The organism is Cellulomonas oligotrophica (genome assembly GCF_013409875.1).
GTDB classification, from domain to species: Bacteria; Actinomycetota; Actinomycetes; order Actinomycetales; family Cellulomonadaceae; genus Cellulomonas; species Cellulomonas oligotrophica.
Window position 1 is genome coordinate 3,408,760 of record NZ_JACCBK010000001.1, and the last position, 11,815, is coordinate 3,420,574.

Here is an 11,815-nt window from a genome sequence, read left to right on the forward strand (position 1 = left end):
CGTCCCGCCGGAGGTCAGGGCCCCCGGAGGTCAGGGGGCCGGACGGTCGTCCTCGCGGCGCCGGCGGGTGCGCGGCGCGGGCGGGGGCGGGACCCGCTTGCCCAGCGCGATGACGTCGGCGGGGACGTGCACGACGTCGCCGTGGCGGGTGCGCAGCGTCACGCCGTCGTCGTCGATCTCGACGACGTGGCCGAGGACGTCGGTGTGCCGGGGCTCGCCCGCGGGGGCGTCCGGCGGCAGGTCACGGCGCCGGCGGACGACGACGCGCTCGCCCACGGACCACTCCCGCCAGGGCCCCGCGGGGGCTGCCGGGGTGCTCTCGGGCGGGTTTGGGCTCGAAGGACCGTGCACGTGGGGGATACTAGGTCGACCCCTGCACTCGTGGAGGAACCGACCGTGACGTATGTGATCGCCGAACCCTGCGTGGACGTCAAGGACAAGGCGTGCATCGAGGAGTGTCCGGTCGACTGCATCTACGAGGGCAAGCGCTCCTTGTACATCCACCCGGACGAGTGCGTCGACTGCGGCGCCTGCGAGCCGGTGTGCCCCGTCGAGGCCATCTACTACGAGGACGACGTCCCGGAGCAGTGGGGCCAGTACTACGAGGCCAACGTGCACTTCTTCGACGAGCTGGGCTCGCCGGGCGGTGCGGCCAAGATGGGGCAGATCGACCGCGACCACCCCGTCATCGCCACGCTGCCGCTGCGCGTCCACGGCGAGTGACCGCCGCGGGCACCCGGTCGGGGGACCGATGGGGCTGCTGACGGGCGCGCTGCCCGACTTCCCGTGGGACGCGCTGGTGCCGTACGCGGAGCGTGCGCGCCGGCACCCGGGCGGCATCGTCGACCTGTCGGTGGGCACCCCGGTGGACCCGACGCCGGCGGTGGTGCGCGAGGCGCTCGTCGCGGCGGCGGACGCGCCGGGCTACCCGACGACGCACGGCACCGGTGCGCTGCGCGAGGCGGTCGTGGCGTGGTTCGCCCGCCGTCGTGGCGTGCCGGGGCTCGACCCGGCCGCGGTGCTGCCGACCGTCGGCTCCAAGGAGCTCGTCGCGCTGCTGCCGTCGTTGCTCGGCCTCGGTGCCGGCGACGTCGTGCTGCACCCGGCGGTCGCGTACCCGACGTACGACGTGGGGGCGCGGCTGGCGGGTGCGACGCCGGAGCCGTGCGCGGACCCGGCGGCCCGGCTGGCCGCCGGTGACGACGTGCGGCTGGTGTGGCTGAACTCCCCGGGCAACCCCGACGGCTCGGTGCTGGGCGTCGAGGAGCTGGCGGCGGTGGTCGGCGCGGCGCGTGCCGCGTCGGCACGCACGGGCCGACCGGTCGTGGTGGCGTCGGACGAGTGCTACGCCGAGCTGGCGTGGGACGAGCCGTGGGTGCGGGACGGCGTGCCGAGCGTGCTGGACCCGCGGGTGACGGGCGGCGACCGCACGGGGCTGCTCGCCGTGTACTCGCTGTCGAAGCAGTCGAACCTCGCGGGGTACCGGGCGGCCTTCGTCGCCGGCGACGGCGCGCTGGTCGCGGGCCTGCTGGAGACGCGCAAGCACGCGGGGATGATCGTGCCGGCGCCGGTGCAGGCCGCGATGACGGTGGCGCTGGGCGACGACGCGCACGTGGCCGACCAGCGGGCGCGGTACGCGCACCGCCGGTCGACGCTGCGCGCGGCGTTCGAGGCCGCGGGGTACGTGGTCGACCGGTCGGCGGCGGGCCTGTACCTGTGGGTCCGCCCGGACGGTCCGTCGCGCGACTGCTGGGAGACGGTCGGGCACCTCGCGGGGCTGGGCGTCCTGGTGGCGCCGGGTGCGTTCTACGGCACGGCGGCGTCCGGGCACGTGCGCGTGGCGCTGACGGCGTCGGACGAGCGCGTCGCGGAGGCGGCGGCGCGGCTCCGGGGCGTCTGACGCATCGCTGTGATGAATGTCACACGCAGGTAAAGTCTGGGCAGGACATTCGTCACGGGGCACCGGTGCCAGGTACCGTCTCAGCGGACCGACGGGGGTCATCACACCGGCCGTCGGTCGTCGCAGCGCGCACGGTGGACGACACCGGCGTCGGCTGCACCCCTTGGTCGGCGCAGGAAGGAAACCCCATGTCGGACGTCGTGACCGCACCGGTCCAGGCCCCCGTCCAGCTCGTCGTCGACGGGCAGGCCCGTGACCTGCCGGTCGTGCAGGCCACCGAGGGCAACGACGGGATCGTGGTGTCGTCGCTGCTGCGCGACACCGGCATGGTCACCGTCGACCCGGGCTTCATGAACACCGCCTCGTGCGAGTCGCAGATCACGTACATCGACGGGGACGCGGGCATCCTGCGCTACCGCGGGTACCCGATCGAGCAGCTCGCGGAGCACTCCTCGTTCCTCGAGGTCGCCTACCTGCTCGTGCACGGCGAGCTCCCGGACGCCGATCAGCTGCACGCGTTCGAGGAGCGGGTCAACCGCCACACGCTCGTGCACGAGGACTTCCGCACGTTCCTCGGCTCGTTCCCGCGCGGCGCGCACCCGATGACGGTCATGGCGTCCGCGCTCAACGCGCTGTCGACGTTCTACCCCGAGTCCCTCGACCCGTTCGACCCCGAGACGGTCGAGCTGGCGACGGTGCTGATCCTCGCCAAGACGCGCACCATCACGTCGTACGTGCACCGCACGTCCAAGGGCGAGCCCCTGCTGTACCCGGACTACTCGCGCGGGTACGTCGAGGACTTCCTGCGCATGACGTTCGCCGTGCCGTACCAGCAGTGGGACCCGGACCCGGTCGTCGTCAACGCGCTCGACAAGCTGCTCATCCTGCACGCGGACCACGAGCAGAACTGCTCGACGTCGACCGTGCGGATCGTCGGCTCCAGCCACGCGAACATCTACGCCTCCGTCGCGGCGGGCATCAACGCGCTCTCGGGCCCCCTGCACGGCGGCGCCAACGAGGCCGTCCTGACGATGCTCGACCAGATCAAGGCCAACGGCGGCGACGGCTCGGACTTCATGCGCCGGGTCAAGAACAAGGAGGACGGCGTCCGGCTCATGGGCTTCGGGCACCGCGTCTACAAGAACTACGACCCCCGCGCGGCGATCGTGAAGAAGAGCGCGCACGAGGTCCTGCAGGCCCTGGGCAGCAACGACGAGCTCCTCGACATCGCGATGTCCCTGGAGGAGATCGCCCTGTCGGACGAGTACTTCATCTCCCGCAAGCTCTACCCGAACGTGGACTTCTACACGGGCCTGATCTACAAGGCCATGGGCTTCGACGAGAAGATGTTCACGCCGCTGTTCGCGCTGGGCCGCATGCCCGGGTGGATCGCGCAGTGGCGGGAGATGATCAACGACCCGCAGACGAAGATCGGCCGCCCGCGCCAGGTGTACACGGGTGCGGTCGCGCGCGACTACGTCGGCGTCGCCGAGCGCTGACCCGTTCGGGGCCGGTCGGTCCCGGGCCGCTCGACGGTCAGCCGGCGAGCGTGAGCCGGACCTGACCGGGGGGCAGCGCGCCCTCCTCGACGGTCGACCACGCGCCCGCGGTGCGGTCCCACACCTGGTCGCCCACGGCGACCAGGTCGACGCCGGTCGGCTGGGCGACGGCCACCGCCCACTGGGCGGCGACCCAGCCGGCGCGGACCGCGTCGGACGGGGCGAGCGACGTGGCGTCGACGTCGACCGTCGGCGCGACCCCCTCGGCGCCGGGCGCGGCCGTGGTCGGCAGGTCGCCGAGGTCCCGGGCCAGACGTGCCGCGACGTCCTCGGTCGCCGCCGCACCGCCGGGCAGCACGCACGTCACCGCGGCGGGGGAGTGCCCGGTCAGCGCGGACGCCCACGCGCGCGAGCGCACCTCGTGCTGGGCGTACGCGTCGGGGAAGCCCGAGCGCTGCACGGCCTGCGCGGCGACGGTGACCTCCAGGTCCTCGTACCCGGGCACCTCGACGAGCCCGTCGTAGAACTGCGTCGTCGAGTACACGGGGTCCATGATCTGCTCGACCGTGCCCCAGCCCTGCGACGGCCGCTGCTGGAACAGGCCCACGGAGTCCCGGTCGCCGTAGTCGATGTTCTCCAGGCGCGACTCCTGCAGCGCGGTCGCCAGCGCGATGGTCACGGCGCGCGCGGGCAGGTCCCGGCGCACGCCCAGCGCGGCGATCAGCGCGGCGTTCTGCGCCTGGTCGGGGCTGAGCGTCCAGTCCGTGCCGTCGAGGTGCGCGGTGCACCGCGGCTCGGCGACGGCCGCGGGACGCACCTCGTCGAGCAGGGCGACCACGGCCGTCGCGCCGACTGCGACCAGCGCGACGCCGCCGAGCACGGCCCCCGCGACGCCGAGGCAGCCCATGAGGGGGCTGCGGCGGGCCCCGCGGGCGCGCCGGGACCCGCGGGGTGGGCGTCGCGCGCTCATGCGGTCGCGCTCAGTTGCTGTGCAGGACGGCGTTCAGGGCGACCCCGGCACCGGAGCGGGCGACGGCCTCGACCGCGCCCGTCTGGGAGTTGCGGCGGAACAGCACGCCGTCGGCCCCCGCCAGCTCGCGGGCCTTGACCACGCGCGGGCCCTCGCCCTCGAACCCGACGAGCGTCACCTTCGTGCCGGCGGTCACGTAGAGCCCCGCCTCGACGACGCAGTCGTCGCCGAGGGGGATGCCCAGGCCCGAGTTCGCACCGAGCAGCGAGCGGCGGCCGAGCCGGACGACCTCGCGGCCCCCGCCCGACAGCGTGCCCATGATCGACGCCCCGCCGCCGACGTCGGAGCCGTCGCCCACGACGACGCCCGCCGAGATGCGCCCCTCGACCATCGACGTGCCGAGCGTGCCGGCGTTGAAGTTCACGAAGCCCTCGTGCATCACGGTGGTGCCGGGTGCCAGGTGAGCGCCGAGGCGCACGCGGTCCGCGTCGGCGACCCGCACCCCGGACGGGACGACGTAGTCGACCATGCGGGGGAACTTGTCCACGCCGAAGACGGTGACCGGCGTCCCTGTCGCGGCGCGCATCCGCAGCCGCGTCTCCTCGAAGTCCTCGGCCGCGCACGGGCCGCGGTCGGTCCACACGACGTTCGGCAGCACCCCGAAGATGCCGTCGAGGTTCTGCCCGTGCGGCGCGACGAGACGGTGCGAGAGCAGGTGCAGGCGCAGGTACGCGTCGGCCGTGCCGGCGGGCGGGGCGTCCAGGTCCACGACCGTCGTCACGACGCGCACCCGCACGCGGCGGGCCTCGTCGTCGCGCTCGGCCGCGAGCAGCGCCGCTCCGGGCGTCGCGCCGGCGGGCGGTGCGCCCAGCGCGGGGGCGGGGTACCAGACGTCGAGCGTCGTGCCGTCGAGGGTCGTCGTGGCCAGGCCGTGGCCCCACGCGGTGCGGTCGGTCATGGCCCGACAGCCTACGGCGCGGACCCGGGCGCACGGCGTGGCGGTCCGGTGCAGGGTCGGGCGCAGCGGTGTGCAGACGTCGTGGACGACGCGACCTGCCCGCGGCGTAGGGTCGGCGTCGTGGCCGCCGACATCCTCGACCTGTCCGCCGACGTCGTGACCCTCGCGCGCGAGCTGTGCGACCTGCCGTCCGTCTCGGGCGACGAGACGCGCCTGGCCGACGCGGTCGAGGCCGCGCTGCGCGAGCACCCGCACCTGGAGGTCCTGCGCGACGGCGACACGGTCGTGGCCCGCACGCACCTGGGGCGGGCGCGGCGGGTCGTCGTGGCCGGGCACCTCGACACGGTGCCCGTGACCGGCAACCTGCCGACGCGGCTGGAGGACGGCGTGCTGTGGGGGCGCGGCACGGTCGACATGAAGGCCGGCGTCGCGGTCCAGCTCGTGCTCGCCGCGACGCTGACCGACCCGGTGCACGACGTCACGTGGGTGTTCTACGACCACGAGGAGGTCGACGCGTCCCTCAGCGGTCTCGGGCGCGTGGTGCGCCACCACCCCGACTGGGTCGGCGGCGACTTCGCCGTGCTGTGCGAGCCGACGGCCGCGGGCCTGGAGGGCGGGTGCAACGGCACGTTGCGCGCCGAGGTCCGGCTGCGCGGCGTCGCCGCGCACTCGGCCCGCTCCTGGACGGGCGTCAACGCGGTGCACGCGGCCGGCGACGTGCTCACGCGCCTGGCGGCGTACCGCCCCGCCGACGTCGAGGTCGAGGGCCTGGTGTTCCGCGAGGGCCTCAACGCCGTGCTCGTGCACGGCGGCACCGCGACCAACGTGATCCCCGACGCGTGCGTGGTGACGGTGAACTACCGCTTCGCGCCGTCCCGCACGGTCGAGGAGGCCGAGGCGCACGTGCGCGAGGTGCTGCCCGGCTACGACGTCGTCGTCGTCGACGCGGCCGCGGGGGCCCGGCCCGGCCTTGACGACCCGACGGCGCAGGACTTCGCCGCCGCGGTCCTGGAGGTCACGGGCGGCCGGCCGTCGGCCAAGCAGGGCTGGACCGACGTCGCGCGCTTCTCCGCGCTCGGCCTCCCGGCCGTGAACTTCGGCCCCGGCGACCCGCTGCTCGCCCACACGCAGGACGAGCGCTGCCCGGTCGACCAGATCCACGCGTGCCTGGCCGCGCTGCGCGGCTGGCTGACCGGCCGGCGGCCGGAGGGGCTCCCCCTCGGCACGTCCTGACGCTCGCGTCCCGACCTGCGACGTCCGACCTGCGACGTGCTGACCGCGACGCGCCGGGGTGCGCGCGGGCGGCCCGGGCCTCCGCCTAGAGTCGGCGCCATGAGCCAGGACGACGACGCCCGGACCGCACCCACGGACCCCGCCGCCGGCCCGGCGTCGCAGCCGCCCCCGGCCGAGTACCGCCGCGGGCCCGTGCTGCTGCGCCGCGACCAGATCCCCACCACGACGTCCGACCAGGGGCTGCTCGCCCGCGGCGAGGGCACCGCGTGGCTGCACGCGGACCCCTGGCGGGTCATGCGCATCCAGTCGGAGTTCGTCGAGGGGTTCGGGGCGCTCGCGGAGGTCGGCCCCGCCGTGAGCGTGTTCGGCTCCGCCCGGGTGCGCCCCGGCAGCCCGTACTACGACGACGCGCAGGCGGTGGCCCGTGGTCTCGTCGAGGCGGGGTACGCCGTGATCACGGGCGGCGGCCCGGGGATCATGGAGGCCGCCAACCGCGGCGCGGCGGAGGCCGGGGGGCTGTCGGTCGGCCTCGGCATCGAGCTGCCGTTCGAGCAGGGCATGAACCGGTGGGTCGACCTGGGCGTGAACTTCCGCTACTTCTTCGCCCGCAAGACGATGTTCGTCAAGTACTCCGAGGGGTTCGTGGTGCTGCCCGGCGGCTTCGGCACCTTCGACGAGCTCTTCGAGGCGCTGACGCTCGTGCAGACGCACAAGGTCACCCGGTTCCCCATCGTCCTGCTGGGCCGGGGGTACTGGTCGGGCCTGCTGGACTGGCTGCGGACCACGGTGCACGACGAGGGCATGATCGCGGCGCCCGACGTGGACCTGCTGCAGGTCGTCGACAGCCCGGCCGAGGCGGTCGAGGCGGTGGTCACGCGCGGCGCCGAGCTGCGTGCCGAGGAGGAGGCTGCAGCGGCACGCGCCGCCGCGGAGCGGGCGGCCGCTGCGCCCGCCGACGAGGCGTCGGGGTGGTGACGGCCCCGGTGCCCGGGCCGGCGCTGCCGGGCGTCCCGGCGGGTGCGGCGCCGCTGCGGCTGCGGGGACGCACGTTCGGCCCCGACCGCCCGGTCGTGATGGCCGTCGTGAACCGCACCCCCGACTCGTTCTACGCGGCCGCCCGCTTCTCCGACGGCACGGTCGACGCGGCCGTCGACCGTGCCGTGGCGGACGGCGCGGACCTGCTCGACGTCGGCGGCGTGCGTGCGGGCCGCGGGCCCGCGGTCGACGAGGCCGAGGAGATCGCCCGGGTCGTGCCCGTCGTCGAGCGCGTGCGTCGCCGGCACCCGGACCTGCTGGTCAGCGTCGACACGTGGCGGGCGACCGTGGCGCGCGCGGCGGCGGACGCCGGCGCCGACCTGCTCAACGACACCTGGGCGGGGCACGACCCGGGCCTGGTCGAGGTCGCGGCCGAGCGCGGGCTGGGGGTCGTGTGCTCGCACACCGGCGGCGCGACCCCGCGGACGGACCCGTGGCGCACCACGTACGCCGCCGCGGACGGCACCGACCCCCTCGACGGGGTCGTGCAGGACGTGGTCGCGACGCTCACGGCCGCCGCGGCCCGGGCCGTCGCGCTCGGGGTCGACCCCGCCTCGGTGCTGGTCGACGCGACCCTCGACTTCGGCAAGACGACCTGGCACTCGCTGCACCTGCTGCGGACGACCCCGCAGGTCGTCGGGATCGGGCACCCTGTCCTCATGGCACTGAGCCGCAAGGACGTCGTCGGCGAGACCCTCGGGCTGCCGCCCGACGAGCGTCTCGAGGGGACCCTCGCCGCGACGGCCGTCGCGGCGTGGCTGGGCGCCCGGGTGTTCCGCGCGCACGACGTCGCCGCCACCCGGCGCACGCTCGACATGGTCGCGGCCGTCCGGGGCGAGCTGGCCCCCTGGTCGTCCGTGCGGGGCACGGCGTGACGCGGGACGACGTGGCGCGCGCCGAGGGGCAGGGGCCGGAGGGCACCGCGGTGGAGGCCGCTGCGCCTGAGGCTCCCGCGCCGGAGGCTCCCGCGCCGGAGCGCGCCGCGTGGTGGGCACGCGTGGCCGCGTGGCCGTGGTGGGTCCACGTGCTGCTGGTCCACGCGGCCGCCCGCACGCTGTCCGCCGTCGTCTTCGTGTGGACGTCCGGCGTGCAGGAGGCCAGCCACTGGGCGGGCGCGAACCCGGCGTACGCCACCTTCGTCGCGCTGTTCTACGACGGCAGCTGGTACCGGCAGATCGCCGAGAGCGGGTACCCGGACACCCTGCCCGTCGGGCCCGACGGGCTCGTGCAGCAGAACGCGTGGGCGTTCTTCCCGCTGTACCCGGCGCTCGTGCGCGGCGTCATGGAGCTCACCGGCGCGAGCTGGGTCGCGGCGGCCCCGGTGGTGTCGCTCGCGCTCGCGACGGCGGCCGCGCTGGTGGTGCACCAGGTGGTCGTGCACGGTGCGCCGCGGGCCGTGGCCGCCCGTCCGGGCCTGCCGCTGGCGACGGTGGCCCTGGTGAGCGTGTTCCCGACCGCGGCCGTCCTCCAGGTCGCCTACACCGAGTCGCTCGCCCTGCTGCTGGTGGCGTCGTCGCTGCTGCTGATCGTCCGGCGCCGGTACGGCTGGGCCGTGGTGGTCGTCGTGCTGCTGGGGTTCGCCCGGGCGGTCGCGCTGCCGATGGCCGTGGTCGTCGGGGTGCACGGGCTCGTGCGGCTGTGGCGCGCACGCCGCGGCACCGAGACGTTCACGGTCCGGGACGGCCTCGGCGTGGGGGGTCTGCTGCTCGCCTCGCTCGTCTCGGGCGTCGCGTGGCCGCTGCTGTGCGGCTGGTTCACGGGCGTGCCGGACGGCTACCTGCAGACGCAGGAGGCGTGGCGCGGCGTGCGGGAGACCACGCCGTTCTTCGGGTGGACGTACGTGCCGCAGTTCTGGTTCGGCGCGTGGGGGCCGTGGCTGGTCGTGGCGGGCGCGGCCCTCGTCGTCGCGGTGCTCGTGGTGCCTGCGGCGTGGCGCCTGGAGCCGGAGCTGCACGCGTGGTCCGCGGCCTACCTGCTCTACATCGTCGCCGTCATCGAGCCGGGGTCGAGCCTCGCGCGGTTCCTGCTGCTGGCGTTCCCGCTCGCGGCCGTCACGGCGGGCGTGGTGACCCGGCCGACGTGGGCGCGGCGCGCGTGGTTCGGTGCGGTGCTCGTCCTCATGCTGGGGCTGCACGTGCTCTGGATCCGGCAGATGTGGGAGTTCAACCCGGGCGGCGACTGGCCCCCGTGACGGGTCCCGCGCACCCGCGCGCGCGTGCCGCGGGCTCCCCGCCGAGCCGGACGCGCGACCGGATCGTGCGCACCGACGGACCCGTGGGGTCCCGGTGACCTAAGATGGCCGACGGACAACCGGCTGCTCAGCGTGTTGTCGGGCCCGCCCGACGCCGTGCGGCCGGGCGACGCACGAGGCGAAGGAGAGGCCGCATGGCCGCGATGAAGCCGAGGACCGGCGACGGACCGCTCGAGGTGACCAAGGAGGGCCGCGGCATCGTCATGCGCGTGCCCCTCGAGGGCGGCGGACGGCTGGTGGTCGAGCTCAACGCGACCGAGGCCGCCGAGCTGGGCGAGGCGCTCACCTCCGTCGTGGGCTGACCGACCTCCGATGAGCCCACGGACCACCGGGCCCGGGCGTGCCGCGGGGCGTCGGACCGACGCCCCGCGCACCGACCCGCTGCCGCGCGACCTGCCCGAGGTGACGCCGCACGGCGGCGCCGTCGACGACTCACCCCTCCTCACCGACGGGACGGTCGACGCGGTCGCGGTGCAGGTGGCCCCCGGGCGCGAGGGGGACGACGCGCTCGCCCCGCGGTCGGGGACGCCGCAGGCGGCCGCCCGCTACGGGATCGACCTCGCCGAGCTCGCCGAGCGGGCAGGCCTGACCGGTGCCGCCGGCGAGGCCTTCACCGTGCACCTGCCGCGGCCCGTCGGCTCCTCGGTCGTGCTGCCGTGGTCCGGCCTGCCCCCGCGCCTGGTGCTCGTCGGCGTCGGCGACGAGAGCCCGACCGCCCTGCGCCGTGCGGGCGCCGCGCTGGCCCGTGCCACCCGCGGACTCGGCGTCGTGGCCACGACGGTCGGCGCGCAGACCCACCACGACGCGTCGGGCGCTGCCGACGCGGCCCGGGCCGTCACGGAGGGGTACCTCCTCGCGGCCTACACGACGCCACGCACGGGCACGGCCCCCGCTGCGCCCGCACCGGCCGACCTCGTGCTGCTCGGCCGGGACGGGCCGCGCGTCGAGGCCGCCGTCGCCGCCGCCCGCACCGCGGCGTCCGCGACGTGGCTCGTGCGCGACCTGACCAACACCCCGTCGAGCACCAAGAACCCCGAGTGGGTCGCCGACCACGCCCGACGCCTGGGCGCCGCGGCCGGCCTCGACGTCGAGGTGCTCGGACCGCGCGAGCTCGCCGCCGGCGGGTTCGGCGGCATCCTGGCCGTCGGCGCGGGCTCGGCGTCGCCCCCGCGCCTCGTGCGGCTCACGTACACGCCGTCGCAGACGACCGGCCGGCACGTCGTCGTCGTCGGCAAGGGCATCACCTACGACACCGGCGGCCTGAGCATCAAGCCGCGCGAGGCCATGGTGCCGATGAAGACCGACATGGCGGGCGCCGCGGTGGCGCTCGCGACCGTGCTCGGTGCGGCCGCCCTGGGCTGCGCGCACCGCGTGACGGCCGTGCTGCCGCTCGCCGAGAACCACGTCGGTGCCGCGTCGTACCGCCCGGGCGACGTGCTCACGCTGCACGGCGGCACGACGGTCGAGATCGCGAACACCGACGCCGAGGGACGCCTCGTGCTCGCCGACGCCCTCGCCTGGGCCGACGCGACCCTCGACCCCGACGTCCTCGTCGACGTCGCGACCCTCACCGGTGCCGCGAGCCTCGGCCTGGGCAAGCAGCACGCCGCGCTCTACGGCACCGACGACGACACGGTGGCCGCCCTGCTCGCCGCCGCGGGACGCAGCGGCGAGGCCGCGTGGCACATGCCGCTCGTCGACGACTACGAGGACGCCGTCCGCTCGTCCGTCGCGGACCTGCGGCACGTGCCGTCGGACCGCGCGATCGGCGGTGGCTCGATCACGGCCGCCCTGTTCCTGCGCCGGTTCGTCGGCACGCGGGCCTGGGCGCACCTCGACGTCGCCGGGCCGGCGCGCTCGACGTCCGACAAGCACGAGGTCACCGAGGGCGCGACCGGCTACGGCGCGCGCCTCCTGCTGGACTACCTCGACCACCTCGAGGCCTGACGCACCGCGGCGGCACCGTGCC

General features: G+C 75.7%; 12 protein-coding genes. 9 read left to right on the forward strand and 3 right to left on the reverse strand.

Translation table 11 applies throughout. The annotated features are described in order from the left end of the window. Positions 1-30 precede the first annotated feature (30 nt). Positions 31-276 (reverse strand): putative acetyltransferase, encoded by a 246-nt coding sequence (locus BKA21_RS15545; protein ID WP_140459865.1) that lies wholly within the window; start codon positions 274-276, stop codon positions 31-33. A gap of 120 nt (positions 277-396) precedes the next feature. On the opposite strand from BKA21_RS15545, the gene fdxA reads away from it, so the two are divergent. From fdxA to BKA21_RS15560, 3 genes are all read left to right on the forward strand, one after another. Continuing rightward, on the forward strand, positions 397-723 hold the full coding sequence (fdxA, locus tag BKA21_RS15550) for a ferredoxin (protein ID WP_140459866.1): 327 nt from the start codon (positions 397-399) through the stop codon (positions 721-723). Between the two features lie 28 nt (positions 724-751). Then, a complete protein-coding gene (gene dapC, locus BKA21_RS15555) occupies positions 752-1,900 on the forward strand; it encodes a succinyldiaminopimelate transaminase (protein ID WP_140459867.1) in 1,149 nt (382 codons plus the stop codon). Positions 1,901-2,088: 188 nt separating this feature from the next. Beyond that, a complete protein-coding gene (locus tag BKA21_RS15560) occupies positions 2,089-3,399 on the forward strand; it encodes a citrate synthase (protein ID WP_140459868.1) in 1,311 nt (436 codons plus the stop codon). Positions 3,400-3,436: 37 nt separating this feature from the next. Here the strand turns inward: BKA21_RS15560 and BKA21_RS15565 are convergent, their stop codons facing one another. Both BKA21_RS15565 and dapD read right to left on the reverse strand, forming a co-directional pair. After that, complete coding sequence (locus BKA21_RS15565; protein ID WP_239072934.1) at positions 3,437-4,369, reverse strand: hypothetical protein; 933 nt, start codon at positions 4,367-4,369, stop codon at positions 3,437-3,439. Positions 4,370-4,379: 10 nt separating this feature from the next. Further along, positions 4,380-5,327, reverse strand: coding sequence for a 2,3,4,5-tetrahydropyridine-2,6-dicarboxylate N-succinyltransferase (gene dapD / locus BKA21_RS15570; RefSeq protein WP_140459869.1), 948 nt, complete (start codon positions 5,325-5,327; stop codon positions 4,380-4,382). 120 nt (positions 5,328-5,447) lie between these two features. On the opposite strand from dapD, the gene dapE reads away from it, so the two are divergent. The 6 genes from dapE (at position 5,448) to BKA21_RS15600 (ending at position 11,793) form a co-directional block, all read left to right on the forward strand. Further along, on the forward strand, positions 5,448-6,560 hold the full coding sequence (gene dapE / locus BKA21_RS15575; RefSeq protein WP_239072935.1) for a succinyl-diaminopimelate desuccinylase: 1,113 nt from the start codon (positions 5,448-5,450) through the stop codon (positions 6,558-6,560). Positions 6,561-6,659: 99 nt separating this feature from the next. Next, positions 6,660-7,535: an LOG family protein gene (locus BKA21_RS15580; RefSeq protein WP_140459870.1), complete on the forward strand. Its 876-nt coding sequence runs from the start codon at positions 6,660-6,662 to the stop codon at positions 7,533-7,535. Beyond that, positions 7,532-8,470, forward strand: coding sequence for a dihydropteroate synthase (gene folP / locus BKA21_RS15585; RefSeq protein ID WP_373308213.1), 939 nt, complete (start codon positions 7,532-7,534; stop codon positions 8,468-8,470). The genes BKA21_RS15580 and folP overlap by 4 nt, the downstream gene beginning before the upstream one ends. Continuing rightward, positions 8,467-9,786 (forward strand): hypothetical protein, encoded by a 1,320-nt coding sequence (locus tag BKA21_RS15590; protein ID WP_218887019.1) that lies wholly within the window; start codon positions 8,467-8,469, stop codon positions 9,784-9,786. The genes folP and BKA21_RS15590 overlap by 4 nt, the downstream gene beginning before the upstream one ends. Positions 9,787-9,980: 194 nt before the next feature. Next, complete coding sequence (locus tag BKA21_RS15595) at positions 9,981-10,148, forward strand: DUF3117 domain-containing protein (RefSeq protein ID WP_013116243.1); 168 nt, start codon at positions 9,981-9,983, stop codon at positions 10,146-10,148. Positions 10,149-10,158: 10 nt separating this feature from the next. After that, positions 10,159-11,793, forward strand: a complete 1,635-nt coding sequence (locus tag BKA21_RS15600) for a leucyl aminopeptidase family protein (protein WP_140459871.1) — start codon at positions 10,159-10,161, stop codon at positions 11,791-11,793. The last annotated feature ends 22 nt before the right edge of the window (positions 11,794-11,815 follow it).

Excerpts from the sequence above, each read along its gene's own strand:
- dapC (WP_140459867.1), top strand. The coding sequence starts at position 752 with ATGGGGCTGCTGACGGGCGCGCTGCCCGACTTCCCGTGGGACGCGCTG.
- BKA21_RS15560 (WP_140459868.1), top strand. The coding sequence starts at position 2,089 with ATGTCGGACGTCGTGACCGCACCGGTCCAGGCCCCCGTCCAGCTCGTC.
- BKA21_RS15565 (WP_239072934.1), bottom strand. The coding sequence starts at position 4,369 with ATGAGCGCGCGACGCCCACCCCGCGGGTCCCGGCGCGCCCGCGGGGCC.
- dapD (WP_140459869.1), bottom strand. The coding sequence starts at position 5,327 with ATGACCGACCGCACCGCGTGGGGCCACGGCCTGGCCACGACGACCCTC.
- BKA21_RS15580 (WP_140459870.1), top strand. The coding sequence starts at position 6,660 with ATGAGCCAGGACGACGACGCCCGGACCGCACCCACGGACCCCGCCGCC.
- BKA21_RS15595 (WP_013116243.1), top strand. The coding sequence starts at position 9,981 with ATGGCCGCGATGAAGCCGAGGACCGGCGACGGACCGCTCGAGGTGACC.
- BKA21_RS15600 (WP_140459871.1), top strand. The coding sequence starts at position 10,159 with ATGAGCCCACGGACCACCGGGCCCGGGCGTGCCGCGGGGCGTCGGACC.